This window comes from Duganella zoogloeoides (genome assembly GCF_034479515.1).
GTDB classification, from domain to species: domain Bacteria; phylum Pseudomonadota; class Gammaproteobacteria; order Burkholderiales; family Burkholderiaceae_D; genus Rugamonas; species Rugamonas zoogloeoides.
In genome coordinates, this window is record NZ_CP140152.1 from 6,258,545 (window position 1) to 6,280,208 (window position 21,664).

General features: G+C 62.8%; 16 protein-coding genes. 8 read left to right on the forward strand and 8 right to left on the reverse strand.

Annotated features, from left to right (window positions below):
- Positions 1–182 precede the first annotated feature (182 nt).
- A complete protein-coding gene (locus SR858_RS27435) occupies positions 183–1,796 on the forward strand; it encodes a methyl-accepting chemotaxis protein (RefSeq protein ID WP_019924522.1) in 1,614 nt (537 codons plus the stop codon).
- 1 nt (position 1,797) lies between these two features.
- On the opposite strand, the gene SR858_RS27440 is transcribed toward SR858_RS27435, so the two are convergent.
- The 3 genes from SR858_RS27440 to SR858_RS27450 form a co-directional block, all read right to left on the reverse strand.
- Positions 1,798–2,250 (reverse strand): hypothetical protein, encoded by a 453-nt coding sequence (locus SR858_RS27440; RefSeq protein WP_019924521.1) that lies wholly within the window; start codon positions 2,248–2,250, stop codon positions 1,798–1,800.
- A 63-nt stretch (positions 2,251–2,313) separates the two neighbouring features.
- Positions 2,314–2,928: an OmpW/AlkL family protein gene (locus SR858_RS27445; RefSeq protein ID WP_019924520.1), complete on the reverse strand. Its 615-nt coding sequence runs from the start codon at positions 2,926–2,928 to the stop codon at positions 2,314–2,316.
- A gap of 219 nt (positions 2,929–3,147) precedes the next feature.
- Positions 3,148–3,873, reverse strand: coding sequence for a substrate-binding periplasmic protein (locus SR858_RS27450; RefSeq protein WP_026637777.1), 726 nt, complete (start codon positions 3,871–3,873; stop codon positions 3,148–3,150).
- 150 nt (positions 3,874–4,023) lie between these two features.
- On the opposite strand from SR858_RS27450, the gene SR858_RS27455 reads away from it, so the two are divergent.
- Positions 4,024–4,584, forward strand: coding sequence for a type 1 glutamine amidotransferase domain-containing protein (locus tag SR858_RS27455; RefSeq protein WP_019924518.1), 561 nt, complete (start codon positions 4,024–4,026; stop codon positions 4,582–4,584).
- 158 nt (positions 4,585–4,742) lie between these two features.
- The gene (locus tag SR858_RS27460) at positions 4,743–5,663 is read left to right on the forward strand and encodes a hypothetical protein (RefSeq protein ID WP_019924517.1); all 921 of its coding nucleotides are present in this window, start codon (positions 4,743–4,745) and stop codon (positions 5,661–5,663) included.
- Here the strand turns inward: SR858_RS27460 and SR858_RS27465 are convergent.
- The 5 genes from SR858_RS27465 to SR858_RS27485 are packed head-to-tail and all read right to left on the reverse strand — an operon-like array spanning position 5,620 to position 12,700.
- Entirely contained in the window at positions 5,620–6,858 is a 1,239-nt protein-coding gene (locus SR858_RS27465; RefSeq protein WP_019924516.1) for a Wadjet anti-phage system protein JetD domain-containing protein, read from the reverse strand. The genes SR858_RS27460 and SR858_RS27465 overlap by 44 nt on opposite strands.
- Entirely contained in the window at positions 6,842–10,219 is a 3,378-nt protein-coding gene (locus tag SR858_RS27470) for an ATP-binding protein (protein WP_019924515.1), read from the reverse strand. Before SR858_RS27470 ends, SR858_RS27465 begins: the two co-directional genes overlap by 17 nt.
- Entirely contained in the window at positions 10,216–10,905 is a 690-nt protein-coding gene (locus SR858_RS27475) for a DUF4194 domain-containing protein (protein WP_019924514.1), read from the reverse strand. The genes SR858_RS27470 and SR858_RS27475 overlap by 4 nt, the downstream gene beginning before the upstream one ends.
- A complete protein-coding gene (locus tag SR858_RS27480; RefSeq protein WP_019924513.1) occupies positions 10,892–12,352 on the reverse strand; it encodes a DUF3375 domain-containing protein in 1,461 nt (486 codons plus the stop codon). Before SR858_RS27480 ends, SR858_RS27475 begins: the two co-directional genes overlap by 14 nt.
- Before the next feature lie 27 nt (positions 12,353–12,379).
- Positions 12,380–12,700 (reverse strand): nucleotidyltransferase family protein, encoded by a 321-nt coding sequence (locus tag SR858_RS27485; RefSeq protein ID WP_019924512.1) that lies wholly within the window; start codon positions 12,698–12,700, stop codon positions 12,380–12,382.
- Between the two features lie 159 nt (positions 12,701–12,859).
- On the opposite strand from SR858_RS27485, the gene tssF reads away from it, so the two are divergent.
- The 5 genes from tssF (at position 12,860) to SR858_RS27510 (ending at position 21,601) form a co-directional block, all read left to right on the forward strand.
- Positions 12,860–14,692, forward strand: a complete 1,833-nt coding sequence (tssF, locus tag SR858_RS27490) for a type VI secretion system baseplate subunit TssF (protein ID WP_026637776.1) — start codon at positions 12,860–12,862, stop codon at positions 14,690–14,692.
- The gene (gene tssG / locus SR858_RS27495) at positions 14,656–15,621 is read left to right on the forward strand and encodes a type VI secretion system baseplate subunit TssG (RefSeq protein ID WP_026637775.1); all 966 of its coding nucleotides are present in this window, start codon (positions 14,656–14,658) and stop codon (positions 15,619–15,621) included. The genes tssF and tssG overlap by 37 nt, the downstream gene beginning before the upstream one ends.
- Positions 15,622–15,630: 9 nt before the next feature.
- Complete coding sequence (locus SR858_RS27500; protein WP_019924509.1) at positions 15,631–18,597, forward strand: type VI secretion system Vgr family protein; 2,967 nt, start codon at positions 15,631–15,633, stop codon at positions 18,595–18,597.
- A 239-nt stretch (positions 18,598–18,836) separates the two neighbouring features.
- Entirely contained in the window at positions 18,837–20,570 is a 1,734-nt protein-coding gene (locus SR858_RS27505; protein ID WP_019924508.1) for a phospholipase D-like domain-containing protein, read from the forward strand.
- Positions 20,571–20,611: 41 nt separating this feature from the next.
- Positions 20,612–21,601, forward strand: coding sequence for an SEL1-like repeat protein (locus SR858_RS27510; protein WP_019924507.1), 990 nt, complete (start codon positions 20,612–20,614; stop codon positions 21,599–21,601).
- Positions 21,602–21,664: the final 63 nt, after the last annotated feature.

Here is a 21,664-nt window from a genome sequence, read left to right on the forward strand (position 1 = left end):
ACAATTGTTAAGATAGGTTATCGCCATTCTGACAGATTTTGTTTCTTGTGTGCACCTACTAGCAACCTTTCTTATGGCTTTCAGCAGCCTCGCATTTAAACAACACCCCTACTTTATTTATCCGCTGCACAGGAACCATTTCTGTATTCTTGTTCTCTAAAGAAACAAAAAGGAGACCTGCCATGAACAAACTGTCGTTCCAGCAAAAACTGTGGGTACCGTTGCTGTGCAGCCTGCTGTGCATCACCGTGATCTTCGTGGTCCACGCCTTTCAGACGCGCGAGCTGCGCGTCGAGGAACGCAAGAACGAGTTGCGCCATATCGACGACGCCGGCCTCTCCATCGTCAAGCAATTCGGCGACAAGGCCGCGTCCGGCGCCATGAGCAGGGACGATGCGCAAAAGCAGGCGCTCGAACTGATCCGGGGACTGCGCTACGGCAAGGATGGCTACATCACCATCACCCGCGGCACGGTTTCGCTGATGAATCCGTTCAAGGCCGAGACCGACGGCAAGGACGTGGGCGACGTCAAGGACCCTCATGGCACGTACCTGTACCGCGACATCCTGGCGGCCGGCTCCTCGCCCGAGGGTTCCGGCTTCGTCAACTATTACTGGACCCGCCCGGGCACGACCGAGCCGGTACCCAAGCTCAGCCGTGTGCAGCGCTACGCGCCGTGGGAGTGGAACCTGGTCACCGGCGTGTACACCGATGACATCGACGGCGCCTTCCGCGCCTCGCTGGCCAGGTCGGGCGGCTTGTTGCTGGCCGTGTACGCGCTGCTGTGGGGCATCGTCAGCATGGTCAACCGCAGCGTGCGGCGCTCGATCGGCGGCGATCCCGCCTACGTGGGCGAAGTGGCGCGCCGCATCGCCGAGGGCGACCTGAGCGCCGAGATCCGTACCGGCGCCGGCGACCAGGACAGCATCCTGGCTGCCATGAAAGCCATGCAGGCGCGCCTGTCGGACACCATCGGCGACATCCGCCGCAGCGCCGACACCATCGCCACCGCCTCGAGCGAGATCGCCAGCGGCAATATGGACTTGTCGGCCCGCACCGAATCGCAGGCCAGCTCGCTCGAAGAAACGGCCGCATCGATGGAGGAACTGACTTCCACTGTGACCCAGAACGCCGCCAACGCAGTGCAGGCCAACAACCTGGTGCAGTCGGCCTCGAGCGTGGCGGCGCAGGGCGGCAAGGTGGTGTCGCAGGTGGTGCAGACCATGGAAACCATCAATGCCTCGGCCACCCGCATCGTCGATATCATCTCGGTGATCGATGGTATCGCCTTCCAGACCAACATCCTGGCCCTGAACGCGGCGGTGGAAGCGGCGCGCGCCGGCGAGCAGGGCCGTGGTTTCGCGGTAGTCGCTTCCGAGGTGCGCAACCTGGCGCAACGGTCGGCAGCGGCGGCAAAAGAGATCAAGGAACTGATTAACTCGTCGGTGGACAGCATCAGCGCCGGCAGCGCGCTGGTGGCCGAGGCCGGCACCACGATGGACCAGGTGGTGGCCAGCGTCTCGAAGGTCACGCAGATCATGGCGGCGATCACCGACGCATCGAGCGAGCAGAGCACGGGGATCGGCCACGTCAACATGGCGATTACTGAGATGGATTCGGTGACGCAGCAAAACGCTGCGCTGGTGGAACAGGCTGCCGCTGCGGCCGGCAGCATGCAGGAGCAGGCGGGGAACCTGGCGGAGCTGGTGAGCCGGTTCAGGCTGGGTGGGGACGGTGGTGCCGTCGTGGCAAAGCGTATGCGCCTGGTACCGCAGCGCGTTGCCCTGAGCCGCTAGCTTATTGCGCCGGTGCTGGTGCCGGGGTTGCCGGGACCGTAACCGGGACCGGCTCCAGCACCGCCTCCTCGAACACGAACTTGCCGCCGTCGTCGCGGAACACGCCGATCAGTTCGCCGCCGTCGCCCTTGACGTCGGGATACATGGTGCAGGTCTGCGATTCCACCTGCCACAGTTCGCTGCCCGAGCGCAGGGTCCAGACGTTGTCGCCGCCGGACAGCACTTCGATTTCCACTTCGTCAGCGGGCAGATCGGTCAGTTCGAAACGGCGCATGCAGTCGGGCAGGCGCTGCATGATCAGCTCGACCGTGGTGACATTACTCCAGAAGTATTTTTGGGCGCGGTGCACGGTCAGCGCATGGCTGCCGGCCTTGCCATCAACGAAGTACGAGGCGGAATCATCGACGCAGGCCGTCAACAGCAGCGGCATCAGGAGGATCAGTGTCTTGCGCATGGGCGTGTTTCCATTCTTGACGGCAAACGGGATGCCCCATTATAGCGCCCACGCGCAGTGGCCTTAGAAGCGGTAACCGACACCCACGCCGACCAGCACCGGATCGACCTTCACGCGGCTGGCCTTGGCGCCGCCGATGAACACGTCGCTGCGGATCTGCACTTTTTTCACATCGAAGTTCAGCGACCAGTTCTTGTCGAGCTGGTAGTCCACGCCTGCCTGCACCGCCAGGCCAAAGCTGTCGTTCTCCAGGTCGGCGCCGCCGCCCAGCAGGTTTACGCTCGAGATGCGCGTGTAGTTGATGCCGGCGCCCAGGTAGGGCTTGAGCGGCGTGCTGTTGGTGAAGTGGTATTGCAGCAGCAGCGACGGCGGCAGGTGCTTGAAGGTGCCGATCTTGCCGCCGTCAAGGTACACATCGTGTTTTTGCGGATAGGTGAGGACCAGCTCGGCCGCCCAGTTGGGCGTGAAGAAGTACGAGATATCGACTTCGGGAATGGTCTTGTCGCTCACGGTGATACGGTCCGACGCGCCCACGCCCGCCACCGGCGCCGACTTGTCGGCCGGATCGAGGTACACCGCGCGGGCGCGCACTTGCCAGGGGCTCTCTTGCGCCGTCGCGGCGCCAATGTTCAAGGTCAGGGTTGCCAGTACGGCTGCTGCGGCGATCAGTTTGCTCATTTTCACTTCCTTTAAAAGTAACCTGCTCTCGGTTGGCCGGCAAGCGTGTGCATTGCTGCCGGCGCGACAGAGTATGTGGGCGCCGCCCGTGGCGATAATCTGCCGCTCGGGGTGTACGCCCTATGCCACACGGCATATTTCTACGGGTCGTTTAGTAACAGGAGGAAGTGTATTGATCAGGAGCATGAAAATCCTTGATCCAGGTCAAAACGGACGGTCTTAGCGGTAGCGGGCGACGATCTGGTCGATCATGCCTTCGCGCGCCATGTCGTCGAGCGCGTTGTTGATGTCGAGGAAGGGTACCCGGCTTTTGCGCGAGACCGCGCAGTGGGTCTTGAAGGCGGCGAACACCAGCTGCGTCTGCACGGTGAGGGCGGTGTTGTTGCGTCGCAGGTAGGCCAGCGTGGTTTCGCTGAGGATGGTGTACGGCACCGTGCCCTTGACCATCGCTTGCAGGTTCAGTTCCATGGTGGGCGCATCGACCCGCATGAAATGCGGCCCCAGCACTTGCGAGATGCGCGTGTAGCGGTAGTGGACCACCGTGCCCACGCGCTTGTCGCGCAAGTCTTTCAGCGACGCGAGCGGCTTAGCGTCGCGCTGGCCGGCGATTACTTCCGCATCGGGAAACAGCGGCGAGGTCCACTGGTAGTCGCCGTCGATCCACGCCGGCATCACGTGGCACAGCAAGTCGGCGCGGCCGTCGGACAGCAGCGGCTTGACCTCTTTGTTGAACGCGGCCACGTACGACGGCTGGCGGCCCAGGCGCTGCGCCAGCGCGTCACCGACGTCCTTGAGCATGCCGCCCGCCAGCACGCCATGCTCGAAGCGGGCAAGCGGCATGGTCGATTCCTGCGGCGCCACCATGACCAATTCGCCTGCCGCAGCCGTCGGCAACGCGCAGGCCAGCAGCGCGGCGGACATCAGGGCAGGGAGGCGTACAGGCATGGTTTTTCCACGAAGCATGAACATCCCGCGATTATAGCGGCCCCGGGGGCGCAAGATGGGCGCAAGGCGCCCGCAATGTTCGTCCGCGCACAGGCATCGCAGGTAGAGCGTGGCATCTTGATAGGCCCTATCCCACTCACGGAGGACTTCATGAATACGCCCAACAACGGCAGCTTGTCCGGCAAGCGCATCGCCATCCTGATGACCGACGGCGTCGAACAGGTCGAGTACGAGCAGCCACGCCAGTTCCTGGAAGAACATGGCGCCGAGGTCACGCTGATTTCGCCGAAAGCCAAGGGCGAACAGGTGCAGGGCTTTGAGCACCTGACGGCCTCGCGCCAGTTCGCGGTGGAACGCGATGTCAAAGAAGCCAACGCCGGCGACTACGACGCCCTGGTGCTGCCGGGCGGCGTGGCCAACCCGGACGCGCTGCGCCTGTCGGAACCATCGATCGCCTTCATCCGCGATTTCGGCGCCACCGGCAAACCGATCGCCTCGATCTGCCACGGTCCGTGGACCCTGATCGACGCCGGCCTGGTGGACGGCCGCAAGCTGACCAGCTGGCCCAGCCTGAAAGGCGACCTGCGCAACGCTGGCGCGGCGTGGGAGGATGCCGAGGTCGTGGTCGATGGCAACCTGATCACCAGCCGCAAGCCGGACGACATTCCGGCCTTCAATAAGGCCTTGCAGCAACAACTGCTGACGGCATAAAACACGGCGCCTTCGCGCCAGCGAAGGTGCAGATCTGCAAGCCCGTCTGCGTGATCTAAAACGTGCTTTCTTATTGGCAAACGAGCGCTAAACTCAAGCCGTAACACGTAGACTGGTATTGCAACCGACCTCATGCGTCTAAACCCAGGGAGACCATCATGACACACGTACTCGCAGCTGTTTTCGAAACCAGTGCCGAAGCCAACCGTGCCAAGGACGAACTGATACTGAGCGGTTATGACCGCGACACCATCCGTGTGAGCGATTCCGTCGGCGTTGCCGGCACCCATCACATCAACGACGACGAATCCATCCTCGGCAGCATCAAGACCATGTTCAGCGACCTGCTGGGCCGCGAGCACGCGGACCGCAGCATCTATGCGGAAGCATTGAATCGCGGCCACGTGGTACTGACCATCAACACCACCAGCCAGGAAACCGCCGAACGCGCCGCCGACATCATCGACGACTTCAACCCGATCGACATCGACGAGCACGAAACCATGTGGCGCGCCAGCGGGTGGACCGGCGCCGACGCGCTGCGCAGCGGCACCGGCATGCAGCAGACCACGCTCAACTCGCAGCAGACCGCCGTGCCTGAATACCACGGCATTCGTCCGCGCGAAGAGGCGGTCGATTTCGCCCGCACCGAGCAGCTGGCCACCACCGGCTCGCTGCAACGCGGCGAGGAGCTGCCACCGGTGATCGAAGGCCTGGCGCCGCCGATCTCGGTGGAGCCGACCGTGCAGCGCAGCGGCATGCGCATCTACCCGCGCGACGTGGCCACACCGAACCAGGACAGCCTGAACATCCTGCGCGGCGACGACAGCGCCAGCGACCCGGCCTACTTCCGCTCGCACTGGGAGAAGACCTACTCGTACACTGGCGGCACCTTCCAGGACTACGACCCGGCTTACCGCTACGGCGAATCGATGGCCGGCAACCCCGGCTACAAGGACAAGCCTTGGGAAAGCGCGGAACCGGATTTGCGCAGCAGCTGGGAGTCGAACCACCCGCAGTCGAGCTGGGAAAAGTTCAAGGATGCGGTAAGGGAGGGTTGGGAGCGCGTGACGAAATAAGAATCGCCTGCCACGCCACATTCCAGGCAATGCGCTCCTGTTCGAGCCGCACCGCCTGGCCCCAGCGCTGACTGCGCAATCCATCGTACATCGCATGTTCGTCCGCCGTCAGCGCGGACAGTGCCTCGGCTGCCGCCGGGGCCGCCTCGTGCGCCCACAGCGGCGCGAACCGCAGCAAAGTCTCCTCGTCCATCAGCAGCGATTCCAGGTGCGGTATCGCGATTCTCGCCCGGTGCAGGATGGCGTAGCCGTGGGTATCGATATCGCCCCAGTACAGGCACCGCGCGTGCGCCAGCCACGGCACGCCGGCCAGGTGGCCGACCGCGTAACCCAATCCCATCACTGCCACCGCTCCCGGTAAATCCTGCAAGGCCAGGCCGGTTTGCAGGTTTTCCACGATGAGTACTACCGCCGGTTGCCAGGGCAGCGCGGCAACCATGTCCAGTGGCGCGGTCAAATCCCCCAGGCCACCGACCACAGTACGTAGTGCGGGGTCGAGGATGCGCAGGCGCATGGTGGCAGGCGGCCGCCGCAGGCTGGCCAGAGTATAAATGTCGCTGCGAACTGTAGCCGGATCAGCATCCGCTTGCGCAGCAGTAGTCGGGGCGCGGCCTCCGCGCAGCGCTCCCAGCAGCAGGGCCAGCACGCCGCTGCGCGCTTCGAACCACTTGCTGTCCATGCCGGCCAGCGGCAACTGGCGCGGGTAAAGGCCGGCTGCATCGTGCGTGTTCAGCCAGTCCAGTACGTCCTGGAGGCGCTGGAAATCGGCGTCCGGAGAGTCGGCCAGCGTGTCGAACAGGCGTGGCAGTGTGGTGCGCAGCGGCGGCCAGCGCAGCAGCAAGTGCCGGCCGCGCGCCAGTGCCCGCTCCCAGCGTTCGCGTTCCCCGATCCAGCCGGCAGCGGCGTCGAGGTCGTCCAACAGCAGGGTGGCCGGCAGTTGCTGGGCGCCCAGGATTTTCCAGCGGCGTTCGACCCACGCCAGTTGGCCCGGGCCGCGCCAGTGGCGCCAGGCATCGGCCCAGGCGCGCACTGCCTGCGGCTGGGGCAGGGCTGCCGCTTCGGTGGGGATGCCGAGCGTGACCGGCAATTGCCAGGGTCGGCCGGTCGGCGCGTCCAATGCTGCCAACAGCCATTGCCGGTGCAGGCTGGCGTAGCGGCGGGCGAACCATAGCCGCACTTCATCGGGAAGCTTCAAGCGCAGCCTCCGCGCGGGTGGTGTCGGGCAGGTCGAGGCGCTGGCGTTCCTCGTCGTATTCGATCATCAGGACGCCCGAGATCTTGCGGTCGCGGATATCGACAAAGCAGGCGCCGCCGATAAACGGTTCGAGCGTCATCACCGACTTGAGCGGCGTGGCGACGATCATCTGGAAGCCGAAGTTGGCGAAGATGTTCATCGCCAGCGCCGTGAATTCGTTGTCGGCCTTGTCGAAGGCCTCGTCCAGCACCACCGGCGCATAGACCGGCAGCGCGTGGTCGCTGCCGCCCAACTGGTAGCGCAGCGCTGCCGCCAGGCAGGTGGTGGCCAGCTTCTGGCGCTGGCCGCCCGACTTGCCGGCGCCGCTCTGGTAGATTTCGATTTCGTTATTGTCGGCATCGAGCTCGCGGCCGATGAATTCCACGTGCAGTCGCACGTCGAGCACCGCTTCGCGCCAGCGGCGCTTGGCCGGTTCCTGGCTGGCCAGGTCGTCCACCAGCCGGCGCAGCACCACGAAGCGCGCCTCGGCCGAGTCGCGGTCGTCGCTCCAGGCGTTCGACAGCGCCTGCCCGATCGCCTGGCGGAACTCGCGCACCTCGGGCAGCTGGCGGTCGCTGGGGGCGATATGCAGATAGGTGCTCAGCTCGGCTGTCTGGTTGAACGGCACCTGGCGCAGGCTGTCGTTGACCAGCTCCATGCGCTCGAGGATGGCCTTGCGCGAGTTGTTGAGATAGCTGCTCAGGGCGGTGAGGTTCTGGTCGCTTTGTGTGTGCAGCAGTTCGAAGAAGCGCTGCTCGTGCGCCGGCAAGCCGTCCGTTTCGAGCCGCGCCAGCTTGGCGAAGAAGTCGGAGGCGGCCGCCAGGGTGGCATCGAGGCCGTCGGAGTCGCCCTTCCATTCGCGGATGAATTCGGCGAAAGCTGCTTCGATCTGCTTTTCGCAGTTGCCGATTTCCTTGTTGCACGAGCCGATGTCGTCGCCGATCTGCTTGCCCACTGCGCGGTCGGCGTGATCCACCTTGTCCAACAGCACCGGGTCGGGCAGGGCGGCGTAGCGCTGGGCCAGGCCCTGTTGCTGGTGAGGTGTGAGCGCAATCAGGCTGGGGTCTTGTTGCAGCAGTTCGAGCCGCTGGCGTTGTTTGTCGATTTCACGCAGCACGCCGTGGTGGCGAATATCGGTCTCGCGCACCGAGGTGGCGGCCTTGTCGACCAGGTCGGCCTGCTCGCGTAGTCGCCCCTCGATTTGTTGCAGTACGGTGTTGCTGTCGTTTAGGGCTTTGAGCTGGCGCCCGATGGCGGCGATACGCTCGGTCTGCGGCAGGGCGTCGATATCCTGCCATTGCAGGTTGACCAGCGTGTTGCAGGACATCAGGCGAATCGCGCTGCTTTCCATTTGTTTGCTCAGGCTGGCGATCTCGGCATCGAGCTGTTCCAGCTGCTGCTGCAGTTCGCGGTGCTGGAGTTCGAACAGGGCCAGCTTTTCGCGGTTGTCAAAGCCCAGCAGCCACTGGCGGCGGTCGTCCACCGAATAACGGTCGTCCTTTTCGTGGCGTGTGCGGTTGTGCTTGATTTGACCTTCGCGCGTGAGCGCCCGCTCCGGCGCCGCCCGGAACGCCTTGAGCGATTCCACGCAATCGTAATCGTAGCGCTGGCGCAGCTCGGCCTTGAGCCAGGCCGCATGCGGGCCGTCCTTGACGTTGAGCTTGGGGACCAGCGAACCCGGCTTGAGCACTTTTGGTGCTGCCGCTTCGCGCACGCCGGTGCGATAATACACCAGGCGCCGGCCCAGATCGACGCCGTTGATATGTTGCGACAGCGCGTTGTAGTGCTGCTCGTCCACCAGCAGCGCCAGGGCGAAGCCGTGCAGCAGGCGCTCGGCCGCGCCGCGCCAGGCGGACTCTTCGGGCTTGACGTCGAGCAGTTCGCCGACGAACGGCAACGCGCCTTCGGCCACGCCGATGGCGCTGGCGATGCTGTGCCGCAGTTCCAGCATCGGCGCCGGGATATTCGAGGGCTGCCGCCGCAGCGACGTCATTTCGCGCAGCACAGAGGCGTGTTGCGCCGCCAGGTCGGTGCGCTGGCGGTCAAGTACCAGCAGCGGCTCCTGCGCCGCGCCAGCGGCCTCCCATTGCGCGATTTCGTCGCGCGCGTTGCCGAGCAGCTCGGCAAAGGCTTGCGGCGAGGACTGGAAGGTCCAGCCCAGTTTGTTGCACGCATCGACCGCCAGTTTGCGGCGCCGCATGCGTTCCGCGCGCTGCACGACCAGGCTGGCCTTTTCGCTCTCCCAGTGGGCGATCTGGTCGCCGCCCGCTTCGCGGCGCTGGCTTTCCAGGTCGCGCAGGGCGGCGCTGCGATTGTCGAACGTATCGCGCTGGCGTTGCAGCTGGGCCGCGTAGCCGTCCGCCTCCACGGCCAGCGCCGCCAGGTGGCCGGTGAGTAGGCCGATGCGCAAGCGCTCGCGGTAGCTATGCATCCCTGACTGTAATTCCTCCAGTTCGTTGCGTGCCATCTGCTGGCGCCGCATATCTTCATGGCGCATCCTGGCCGGCGCAAGTACTTGCACTTGCCGACGCGCTGTCACCACCGCCTGGTGCGCGGCGTTGAGTTCGCCAAATTCGCTTACCAGCCGGTCGGCCACGGCAAAGGTTTCCGGCTTGTCGAGCATGAAGTCGCGCAGGAAGGTGTTGAGGTCGCCCAGGTTTTTGGCCGACTGCGTCTTGTGCAGCAGGCGCAGCGCCATCTCGCTGTCGATGCTGAGCAGGCGGCAGAAGCGTTCGCTGTAGGGGCGGAACTCGTCCTTCGCATAGGCATCGGGCAGTGCCTGCTTGAGCTTGCGCACGTCGAAATTATTGCTGCCGAAGTCGCCCAGCTCGCGCAGGTCGAACGGCCGTTCCAGGACCAGGAAGTAGCGCTTGACGTCGGTATTGCCATTGGCGTTGCCGCGCAGCCAGAACAGCTGGACCAGCACCACGTCCTGGCCCATGGGATTACGGTAGTGCAGGGCCAGCGCCGACCAGGTGGTGCCCTGGTGCAAGTAGCGGGTGGCGTATTCGCCCGAGCTGCTGTCGCTCTGTGCGGCCCATGCACCGCGCACGTAGCTGACCAGGTTGCGGTCGCGGCCGGTACGGTCGGCTTCGCGCGCGGCAGCGTTGAAATCGACCCAGCGCGGCGGGACCAACAGGGCGGAAAAGGCGTCGAGCAGGGTGGACTTGCCGGCGCCCGAGCGCCCCACGATCAGAAAGCCGCGTTCGCTGATCGGTACCTCGTGCAGTTCGCTGAAAGTGCCCCAGTTATACACTTGCAGCCGTGTCATGCGGAACTGCTCGCGCGAGGTCAGCAGCGCCGGACGCACCGGGGCGTTCATGCGCCTTCTCCTTTGGCAGCATCATCTTCTGCGCTGCCATCGGGCTGCTTGCCGAGGTCGCCGGCGGCCATACGCTGGTACAACTGGGTGAGGGTGGCGATTTCTTCCGCCGAAAACAGCAGTTTTAATGTCGGCGAGATTTCGTAGCGGTCGTCGCTGGCGCGGATTTTTTGCAGGATGTTATGCTTCTTGATCTTTTCCACCGATGCGTGGATGCGCTTGTTGAAGCCGGCACGGTCGGTGCTAGCCGCCTTCTCGTACAGTGCCAGGTTTTCCTCGATTTCGTCGATTGCCACTACCGCGCGTTCGCCGTGAGCGTCGGCCTGGGTGAGGCGGTGGCGCAGGTAGAGCACCAGTACCGAATCGATGAAGGTCAGTTGCGCCCGGCGCAGCAGCAGCGGCGCCTCGAGGTCGCCGGTATCGGCCTGGCGGGTGAAGGCCACTTGCGTGTCGCGGTCGATCACCAGTTCCAGGAACAGCTCGGCCAACTGGCGGCGGATGGCGAGCTCGTCGCGCAGCAGCACCGGCCACAGCTTGGCGTGACGGCGGCCGTCCAGTGCCGGGCCGGACAGCAGTTGCACCAGCGCCCGGCGCGTATCGAGCGGCAACTGGCCGCTGTCGTTCTGGAATAGTGCGGTGGTTGGCGTGGCTTCGGTGCCGCTTGCCATGTCGCTAGGCGAGTTCATCGGCACGTTCCTTCAAAAAATAGATGACAGGAATGCTGGCGCGGCGCGCCTGCCCGTCGCCGCCGATCCAGTCCGCGGTTTCGGTGTGGCCGCCAGCCAAGCCGTGGCGGCTGCCCAGCGCAAGCAGGCCCAGCACGCTGCCCAGGCCCTGCTCTGCCGGATGGGCGCGCAGCACGTCGGCCACCGAGGCTTGCGGCCGCAGCTCCAGCACCTTGAGCACTTGCGACTTGAGGCTGCGGAAGTCGATCTCGGACTGCGCCACCAGTTCGCCCACCGAGGCCGGGTTGATCGGCGCCGCCTCGCCGACCTGCATGGCTGACGGCAGCGCCTGCATGGCCGGATCGTGCAGCATCCATTGTGACAGCGACGACAGCCGGCTGCTGGCGAGGGCCAGCGAATAGTGCAGCGTATCGGTGGCCTTGACCTCGTCCTTGATGGCCAGCGCCGCCAGCTGGGCCTGGCGCAGCAGTTGGGTGAGGCGGCGCTGTTCGAGGAACTCGCGGCTTTGCACGAAGTTTTTCAGGCTGCGCGCGAACGATTGCAGCACGTCGTGCACCATGCCGCCCTGGTCGAGCAGAGTGGGCGTCAAGCGCAGCAGGAATTTGCGTTCCTGGCTGTCGAGCTGGCCGACGAAATCGCGCGCCATTAGCTGGTCGAGCGCTTCGTCGAGCGTGGCCGACTGCTCGGGATCGGTCAGCAGGCGCCAGAAGGCGGAGAAGGTGCGGCCCGCCTCGCTGTCGGTGATCAAGTCGATGCCGGCAAACAGCGAGTCGAGCACATCGCCCCGGCTGCCCTCGTTTTCCATGATGCGTGCGCGCAGGTCGCGGTTCAGTTGTTCGAACTGGTCGCGCACGCGGCGGAAGTCGCCAGCCAGACCATCGGCCAGCACGATGATTTCACGCGTGCGTTCGAGCGCCGCCGCCTCAGGCAGGATGTGCAGCACGCCCTGCTCGATGGCAGTGATCTCGCGCTCGAGCCGCTCCTGTTCTGCACGTAGCCGTGCCACGCGGCGCTGGCGGTCGGCGTCGGTATCCTCGGCCAGCCGCGCCAGCGCGTCGATCACCAGGCCCAGCCGGGTTTCGGTGGCCGCCGAATGCGGCTTGACCTGGCCGGCGGTGAAGCGGATCGCCTCGATGGTGGAGGTGGACAACTCGTATTCCTCCTCGCTGGCGCCGTTGGGGTAGCGCCGCTCCAAGTAGCCTTCGGCCAGCCAGCCGGCCACATAGGCCTGCGCCGTCTGCGGCCAGTCCTCTCCTGTACTGCGCAAGTGTTCGAGGTCGCGCGCGATGCGCTCGTGGAAGATCGAGGCCGGCAGGCGGCGCTCGGTGTCGTACAAATGGGTTTGCAGCAGGGCCAACACAGTGGGACCGCCACCGGCGGCCAGCAATCGCCACAACGGCTGCTGGCGCAGCCGCCGGTATGTGGCGAGGGATTTTTCGGCTTTCATGTCGCCATTCTTAGACAACCGCTGTGGCTATGGGATATGGGACTCGCAGAGTGGAATGCCGTCTTCCAGCATGGCGCGTTGCAGGGCAGGATTTGTCACCTCATGCAACAGCGAGACATCGAGCCGAAACAGGATGGGCAAATCGTCCAACGCCATCCATAGCCGGGAGAATTCGCGGGCCGACATGGTGGGCGCCACCACGGCCAGGTCGATATCGGATTGAGGGCGATAAAGCCCGGTGGCGCGCGATCCGTATACCAGTACCTGTTCGACTTGCGGGAACCGCGCAAATGCGGTGCATAGCCAGTCGCGCAGGGTGGGGCTGAGGCCAAACGTCAGTGGTTCCATCGCATCCTCTGTTCTTGCTCGGACTAGGTTTGAGCACTGGCTATGGCAAAAGTTCGTTCATGCAGCAGCCATTGCTGTAAATCAAAATTTCCTAACGGCAGCAATGCCATCATCGACATCCTGTACCGCGCCGCTGCCGTGCTTGCCCTGGATGCCACGATGGAAAAACTGCTGCCCTACTACGAACGCGAACTGAGCATGCTGCGCCGCGCCGGCGCCGAGTTTGCTTCGCGCTATCCCAAGCTGGCCGGCAGCCTGCAAATCCACGGCGAAACCTGCGCCGATCCCCACATCGAACGCCTGCTGCAGGGCGCCGCCTTCCTCAACGCCCGCACCGCCAAGCTGCTCGACGAAGGCTACGCCCACTTCACCGAAGCGCTGCTCGGCATGCTGTACCCGCACCTGCTGCGGCCCATGCCGGCCTGCGCTATCGCCCGCGTGGATTTTTCCGGGGCCAAGGCCAACCAGATCAACAGCGTCACCACCCTGCCGCGCGGCACCGCCATGAAGTCGCAGGGACGCGGCGCCGTCACCTGCCGCTTCCGCACCGCCTACGATGTGACCATCGCCCCGGTCGCCATTAGCGCCGCGTGGTTCGAGCCTTACCTGCAGGCGCCGGCCACTCTGCCATTGCCGCCGGATGCAGCATCGGCCATCTGCATCACCATCGAGAGCACGGTGGCCAACCGCGCGCTGTCCACGCTGGAACTGGATCGCCTGCGCATATTCATCGACGGCGAAGCCTCGCTGCGCGCCACCGTGCGCGACCTGCTGTTCATGCGCACGCGCTGCGCCTGCGTGCAGGCGGGAGACCAGTGGTCGATGCTGGAACGCGTGCCGGTGACACCGGTGGGTTTCGCTGACGACGAGGCCCTGCTGCCGTCAGCCCCATCGGAACACGGCGCCTACCGCCTGTTGTCCGAGTATTTCGCCTTTGCCGACAAGTTCGATTTTTTCGACCTCGACCTGGCCGCGCTGCTGAAAGGCGCACCGCCCGGCTGCACCAGCGTGACCGTGCGCCTGGCGCTGGCCGACGTGCGCCCGGACGACCCGGTGGCGCGCCTGCTGCGCACCCTCACCGCCGACAACCTGGTGCTGGGCTGCACGCCCGTGGTTAACCTGTTCGCGCAGCCGGCCACGCCGATCCGCATCAACCACCGCCGCAGCAGCTATCCGCTGGCGCCCGACGAGCTCCCCGGCCACGCCTGCGACATCTACAGCGTGGACTCGGTGCAGCTGCTGCGCAAAACGCCGCAGGGCAGCACCGTCACCGAATTCCTGCCGTACTACGCGCTGGGCCACGCCGGCAGCGAGGGTAACTACTGGCGCGTACACCGCGACGAGGAACTGGCATCGATTGGCGCCGGCCACGACATGTCGCTGGCGCTGGTGGACCGCGATTTCTCGCCGCTGAAGGTGGACGACGGCACCGCGTCGGTGCGCGTGACCTGCACCAACCGCAATGTGCCGCACGATCTGCCGTACGGCCGCGCCGGTGGCGACCTGGTGACCGAGACGCAGTCCGGCGGCTTCCCGATCCGGCTGCTGCGCCGGCCCACGCAGTCGTACCGGCAATCGACCGGCGCCAACCAGCAGTGGGGCCTCATCGCCCACCTGGCCCTGAACCACCGCTCGCTCACGCAGGAAGGCTTGCCGGCGCTGGCCGCCATGCTGCGCCTGTACGCTCGCGCCGACAGCGTGGTCTCGCAGCGGCAGATCGACGGCATTGCCGCGCTGTCGCACCGGCCGGCCACCGCGTGGGTGCAGCAGGAGCGCGGCGCCGCCTACCTGCGCGGCGTGGAGGTACGCGTGTGGCTAGCCGAAGAAGCCTATGCTGGCACCGGCATCCACGCCTTTGCGCAGCTGCTCGACCACGTGTTCGGCCTGCACGTCCACCTCAACAGTTTTACCCAGCTGGTGGTGCTGTCGCACCCGGACGGAAAGGAGCTGCTGCGATGCCTGCCTCGCAACGGAGCGCTGACACTGGCGTAATTGCCGAACTGATGGAGGAACCGCACAGCTTCGAATTCTTCCAGGCGGTGCGGCTGCTGGCGCAGGCGCGTTTGCCGTCGCCGCGCTACCGCAACCGCCTGTCGCTGGCGTTCCCGCCCAACCAGATCGAGAACATCGGTGCGGAGGGCGATGGCCGCATCCGCCTCACGCCAGCCTTCATCGGCATGCTGGGCAGCCAGGGCGTGCTGCCGTTGCATTACAGCGAATGCGTCAACCGCCACGAAAAAAGCCACAACGATGGCGGTCCGCGCGCCTTCCTCGACCTGCTGTCGCACCGCGCCACCGAACTGTTTTACCAGGCCTGGGCCAGGCACCGCCCCGAAGCGATGGACGGACCGGACGACGACGACAGTTTTCTGGCCATGCTGCTGGCGCTGGCCGGCGTGCCCGCGTGCGATGGCGTGCAGCCGGCAACGCTGGCGCGCTACGCCATGCAGATCCGCAGCCGCAGCGTGTCGGCGCCGCAGATGGCGGGCATGTACACCGAATACTTCAACGTGCCATTCGCGGTGCAGCAGCTGGTCGGCCAGTGGCAAGCATTGGCGCCCGAACACCAGGCGCAGCTGGGCCGCGCCAACGTCGATCTGGGCAGCGGCGTGCTGCTGGGAGAACGCCTCTACGGCTGCGACGCGCGCGTGCGCCTGCGTATCGGCCCGCTGCCCGAAAGCGCCTACGAACGCTTCCTGCCCGGCGGCGCCGACGCGGTGCAACTGGCCGCGATGCTCGGTCTGCACTGCGGCGCCGGCATCACCTGGGAAGTGTGGCTGGTGCGCGAAGGCAGCGCCATGCGCGCACCGCGCCTCGACGGCGCCAGCCGCCTGGGCGTGGACGCCTTCCTGGTGGATGACGAGGCTGGACACACCGCACAACCGGATCGCGAAGAATTGATGTACCTGCTGCATACCTGAGGAGCGCAAGTGGACGACGACTTTTTCAGCTTCATGGGCCTGGCCAAGGACCTGGTGACCAGCAACCGGCCCTTGCGCCTGCGACTTGACCTGCCGGGCGGGATCAACGACGACATGCTGCTGCCGCAGCGCGTGATGGGCACCGAAACGCTGTGCGGCGGCATCGACTACCGCGTGCTGTGCGTGTCAGGCAGCGCCCACCTGCCCCTCAAGCAGATGATCGCCGTGCCAGCCGCACTGGACCTGGTCACCGACACCGGCGCCCTGCGCACCGTGTGCGGCATCGTCACCGAAGCGGCCGCCGGCGACAGCGACGGCGGCCTGGCCAGCTACCAGCTGGTGCTGCGCGACGCGCTGGCCATCCTGGAAAAGCGCACCAATACCCGCGTGTTCCGCGACATGCACGAAGTGGAGATCGTCCAGCGCATCCTCAACGAGTGGCGCCAGAAAAGCCCCATCCTCGGCACCAGCTTCGCGCACGAAGTGGACGAAGCATTCGCCCAGCGCGAGTATCCGCGGCGCGAATTCACGATGCAGCACAACGAATCGGACGCCGCCTTCATCCGCCGCCTGCTCAAGCGGCGCGGCATCGGCTGGTACATCCGCGCCGTAGGTGACGGCGAAGCGCCGATGCACACGCTGGTCCTGTTCAACAACGCCGACAGCCTGCGCCAGAACGCCGCCGGCATCGTGCGCTACCACCGCGACAGCGCCACCGAAGAGCGCGACGCCATCACCTCCTGGACGGCAGTGCGCACCCTGCAGCCGGGGGTGGTCACGCGCCACAGCTGGGACTACCGCAACCCGCAGGGCCGCGACTTCATGACCGCCGATGCCGTCAGCGGCGTGGACCAGGGCGTACACGGAAACGAGCTGGCCGCCACCCTCGACGACTACCAGGTGCTGATGCCCCACGCCGGCGACGACAACGAAGACCTGTGCCGCCTGGGCCAGCTGCGCATGAGCCGCCACGACTACGAATCGAAATGTTTTCATGGCGAAGGCAGCGTGCGGGACTTCTGTGCCGGCGAATACTTCACGCTGTCCGATCACCCGGAAGTGGACGGCCATGCCGAAGAAGAACGCGACTTCGTCATCACCGCGCTGCGCGTGCACGCCCAGAACAACCTGCCCAAAGCGCTGGCCGCGCGCGTGGAAAGGCTGTTCGCCCGCAGCCGCTGGGGGGCGGCATCGGCCGACTTCCCGTTCTCGCGCGAGGAGGCAGATACCGTCGCGTCAGGCCCATTGCGCATGCACGTCCAGTTCACGGCAGTGCGGCGCGGCGTAAACATCGTCCCCACCTACGACGCCCGCACCGACCTGCCGACCGCGCAGATGCAAAGCGCGATCGTGGTGGGGCCGGCGGGGGAGGAGGTGCATTGCGACCAGCTGGGCCGCGTGAAGATCCGCTTTCCCGGCACGCGCGCGGTTGACCACGAAGCGGCTGGGGGCGCGGGGGCGTCGGATACGGAGGCCGATTCGGCATGGGTAAGGGTAGCGTCGAATTGGGCGGGGAATGGGCCGGGGAGTTTGCAGCAGTGCGGGACGGTGGGGTTGCCGCGGGTGGGGACGGAGGTGCTGGTGAATTTCCTGGGTGGGGATCCTGATCGGCCGGTGATTGTGGGGCAGATGTTTAATCAGGGGGCGGAGCCAGCGGGGTTGAGCGAGATGGGAAACCTGCCGGGTAATCGGTACCTGTCCGGGATGAAGAGTCGGGAGATCAACGGTGGCAGGGCGAACCGGCTCAGATTAGACGATACCGAAGGGGAAATCAGTACGCAGTTGGGCAGTGATCATGGAAATTCACAGCTTAATCTGGGCTACATCACAAAACCCAGAAGTGACGGCGCTGCTGACGGTCGAGGTGAAGGCTGGGAACTGGCGACGAGTGCCTGGGGCGTTGCTCGGGCCAATAAGGGGATACTCATCACAACCGAAAGTCGGCAACCGGAAGCATCACCGGTCAAGGATTTGAGTGAAACCTTGCAAAGATTGACTGCCGCACAAAACGAGCACGGCGCGCTCGCAGAGCTCGCCCTGGGCGCAAAGGCGCAAGAAGACGAAGACCAGGCAAAAGTGGCCGATAGTGTCCGTGTCCAGAATGACGATATCAAGGGTACTGCAACGGGGAAATTTCCTCAATTGGAACATCCTCATTTGGTTCTCGCAAGTCCTGCTGGCATTGAAACCTCAACGGGTGGCAGCACTCACGTCGCCAGCCGTCAGCATACCGTCATTACCTCCGGCCTGGACTTCTCTGTTGCCACTGGCCGAAGCGTGTTTGTCAGTGTTCGTAAGGCGCTACGGCTATTTGCGCATAAGGCAGGCATGCGGTTGGTCGCAGCTGGAGGCGACATCGATATACGTGCGCTGTCGGAAAGCATCAACATCCTTGCCAAGCTCAAGATCACCCACACCGCTAACAGCATCAACATCGGCGCCCAGGAGGATGTGACCGTCAATGGCGGTGGCAGTTACGTAAAATTTACAGCCGGTGGCATCGAACTTGGCACCAACGGCAATCTGGTTTTTCATGCGGCGGAGCATCAGTTCGTCGGACCCCAAAACATGGACATGGCGCTTGTGCTGCCCCCGCAACAGAAGCTTGAAGGACAGGGCACTTTTCACTTGAACAGTCATCCCGCCGCTGGCGGTCGGGCCACTGGCGGCTTGCCCTACAAGCTCTTCAAGGATGGGAAATTGGCAGAGCAGGGGAAGTTCGATGAAAACGGCAATATGACTTTTAAACATGATGTGGATATGCAATCCGAGTATCAGATAGAGCTACCCAACGGCAACCGCTTCGCCATTGCCCCTAATCCCCAAAACGAAAAGCATGAGATGAATGCCGGCATGGGCTTCCACGGTTACGTCAACGAGGGCGGATCGATTAACGAAGATCACGCCTCTCTTGAGCAAAGTAGAGTGCTGGCCAATGCAGCAATGAGCATTGGTGGCGGGCCCTCCCAAGTATAAATTTATCCGGTCGAAAGGGCAGAGCCATGTCGGGTATGAACTCCAACGCAGGTCTATATCACAAGGCTCTGTCTTACAGGAGCAATGCAGCACCGTATCAGTGTCTTGCGCAATCGTGGTTTGTCCATGTCCCCCAACCGGTTTATTACCCACGATATCGTTGCTCTATCGAGCCATTAATCTGCGGTGAGGATGTGTTCAGACAGGTAGCAAAAGATGTTGCCAGCGCGCGGAACAGTGTGGACATCATCACGTGGGGCTTCGATCCTGGGATGGTACTTGTGCGTGGTGCGACCGCGGAAGACGGAATGCGCTACGGCGATTTACTAAAGCGGATTGCAACGAGGAAGAAAAATCCCGTGAAGGTGCGATTGCTCGTCTGGCATGACGACATGGCTTCTCACATGTTGATGAAAAATAATCCAGGCTTTTATGGCACGATGTTTCCCAGCATAGATGGTCTCATCAATGCGTATTACAGCGAATCGCATCAAGCTTACAACGCGGATTGGTATGCGAAGGTTTGTGCGGACGAAATACCGAATATACATTTACATGTACGTAACGTGCCGACCAAATTCCTTACCCAAGGCCTGGAAGATGAGACTGCTCCTTGGAATCCCTCTGCCAACATGACGAAAATGTACATCTCGCACCACCAAAAGATGCTGTTGATTGATTATGAAACCCCCAAGCTAGCTAAGGGGTACGTGATGGGCCACAACTCGATTACCGACTTTTGGGACACCAAGGAGCATAAGTTCAGAGATATACGTCGCGAGCGGTTTTACACAATGGATCATGGAAAGCTTCAAAAGAAAGCCTGGAAACAAGGACAATATTTCGAGGGACCTAACTATCGTCTGACCGAGGCCCAGCAACGGGACAAGGAACGTGCGGTGCAGTCATATATCGATCAGAACAGCTATGTGACGAAGCCTTATCAGGACGTCTCTTGCAGGGTGCTGGGCCCAATTCTTTACGATCTCAATCATAATTTCTGCCAAGCGTGGAGTGAATCTACACGCCCCAGTTCCATATTCACCGAACTCTGCTGGTTCGTCCAACTTCCCGCGTCATTGCGGCCTCCCAACCCGTTCAAAAAGGCTGGCGACTGGATGCATAATGAGATGGACCCGGAGTTTATCGCGCGTCGCAACAAGATACCGCTAAGCGCGTTCAATCTGCCCAGCGGAAATCACAACTTGCAGCTACTGCGCACACAGCCACTACATGGGGAAAAATGCATAAAAGAGTGCTATGCCAACCTCACGCGGCAGATGCTTCACTACATGTTTATCCAAAACCAGTACGTGCAGTACGAACCTTGGGCAAAGCACCTTGTTGACTGTGCAGGAAAGTTGCGAAAGGCCGGTTATGTCGAGCCCATATATGTCTTCATGCTTACTTCCACGCCGGAAAAGACAGGCATGGACCTGCCGACATACGACGTGGCCAGCACCCTTGGACTGAGCGAATCCATGCGCGTTGAGCATCAAGAATCTGTTGAAAAGGCGCGCAAGCTGAAAGCTAGCAGGAAGATTACGCCGAAGGAATTGAGCATCCAGGGTATCAAGGTCTTTATGGGTTCTCTCTGGACGTGCGCTGAAATCGAACGAAAATTAGAGCCTTCAGATTACGAAGAAATTTATATCCATACGAAGGTCGCAGTCGTTGATGATGCAGCTTTCACAATTGGCTCTGCTAATTTGAATTTGCGAAGTATGGCATTGGACAGCGAACTCAACGTGCTGAGTGATGCCCATGACGTCGCTTATAGGTTGCGTGTGGATTTGTTCAGCCAATGTACGAAAATGCCGGGACCAGACGCATTTGGGAACATGAAAGACACATTCAACAAGTGGGACGAAATCGCGTCAAAAAACAAGGCATTGATGAAGGTCGGTAAAATGCTGAACAGTCAGCTATTACCATTTTATGTTGACCGCGAGCCTGGCTTCCCGGTCATCTAACCATGAAGGCCTTATCGCCCCGCAGAGTCTGGATACTTGCAGTGGTTGTCGTGCTGGCGGCGAGTTTTTTTTATCTTCGCGAACTTTTGCAGGAGAAAGCCTTGCATGACATACCGTACGGATTCAAGAAATTCAGCCTATCCGATCCGCTGCCGAGATGCGGACGGTGGAAGGACCATATGCCGTCTTACCGCGAGCCCAGCGCTTACCGTCTGTATATTGAGGCGCGCAAGCTATGGCGCAGCAAACAGGCCTGGGAGCTCACACGCGAGGAAAACGCGAGGATCGTGAAAGATGTAAGTACCGCCGCTGACATGGGGGACTGGGGCGCCAGAGCATTGATGGCTCACTTCTACCTGAATGGGCTAGGCGGTCTTGATACTAATAATGTTCTCGATCCGGTACCGGAAAAGGCAATCGAAATCGAACGCCTGGCGGTCAAGGCAGGGCAGCCGTGGGGATTCTACGATTTGGGCGTCGCATATGAGTATGGGCATGGAGGATTGCCACAAGATAAGGATCTTGCGTGGGCCTATTATCTTCGAGCAGCGGAGCTCGGTAGCCCAGAGGCACAGATGGCTCTCGCCAGTGCTTACGCTAAAGCGCGACGTTTCGAAGACGAGGAAAAAATGCAGCTTTGCGCTTTCAAGCAAGGCCACGGTCCTGCCGCGTACGAACTAGCGATGAGTGCGGAGGTCAATGGTCGTCATGCAGAGGCATTGATGCTACGTCAAGAAGGGGTGAAATTTGGAAGTCAAAAATGCGCAAATTCGCTATGGATACTTTTCGATGAAGGTATTTGGGCAGGAGCTAACAAAGATGCAAAAGCCGCGTTAACCGCGCTGGGAGTACATTTGGATTTAGAGCGCAGCCAGCGTTACGAGTCTGTCTCTGACGCGTTGAAAATCAATCCAGACTTGAAGCTGAGCAGGCTGGATTTAGTTGTTCCGCTTCCGCCTGCTAAATTGCCGCGCTGGGCAGGTGTAATGGGTGCGGTAGAGCCGGAGTCCACGGCACCTCCCACTTATTAGTCCGGGCACAATCGAGGCCAGCCGCTTTTGAATTACCCAAGTTCTGATTGGAAAACACCACTT

What these genes read in the sequence shown, in the direction of transcription:
- tssF (WP_026637776.1), top strand. Translation starts at nt 12,860, where the DNA reads ATGGAAAAACTGCTGCCCTACTACGAACGCGAACTGAGCATGCTGCGC.
- SR858_RS27485 (WP_019924512.1), bottom strand. Translation starts at nt 12,700, where the DNA reads ATGGAACCACTGACGTTTGGCCTCAGCCCCACCCTGCGCGACTGGCTA.
- SR858_RS27455 (WP_019924518.1), top strand. Translation starts at nt 4,024, where the DNA reads ATGAATACGCCCAACAACGGCAGCTTGTCCGGCAAGCGCATCGCCATC.
- SR858_RS27475 (WP_019924514.1), bottom strand. Translation starts at nt 10,905, where the DNA reads ATGAACTCGCCTAGCGACATGGCAAGCGGCACCGAAGCCACGCCAACC.
- SR858_RS27470 (WP_019924515.1), bottom strand. Translation starts at nt 10,219, where the DNA reads ATGAACGCCCCGGTGCGTCCGGCGCTGCTGACCTCGCGCGAGCAGTTC.
- SR858_RS27480 (WP_019924513.1), bottom strand. Translation starts at nt 12,352, where the DNA reads ATGAAAGCCGAAAAATCCCTCGCCACATACCGGCGGCTGCGCCAGCAG.
- SR858_RS27450 (WP_026637777.1), bottom strand. Translation starts at nt 3,873, where the DNA reads ATGCCTGTACGCCTCCCTGCCCTGATGTCCGCCGCGCTGCTGGCCTGC.
- SR858_RS27460 (WP_019924517.1), top strand. Translation starts at nt 4,743, where the DNA reads ATGACACACGTACTCGCAGCTGTTTTCGAAACCAGTGCCGAAGCCAAC.
- tssG (WP_026637775.1), top strand. Translation starts at nt 14,656, where the DNA reads ATGCCTGCCTCGCAACGGAGCGCTGACACTGGCGTAATTGCCGAACTG.
- SR858_RS27435 (WP_019924522.1), top strand. Translation starts at nt 183, where the DNA reads ATGAACAAACTGTCGTTCCAGCAAAAACTGTGGGTACCGTTGCTGTGC.
- SR858_RS27445 (WP_019924520.1), bottom strand. Translation starts at nt 2,928, where the DNA reads ATGAGCAAACTGATCGCCGCAGCAGCCGTACTGGCAACCCTGACCTTG.
- SR858_RS27440 (WP_019924521.1), bottom strand. Translation starts at nt 2,250, where the DNA reads ATGCGCAAGACACTGATCCTCCTGATGCCGCTGCTGTTGACGGCCTGC.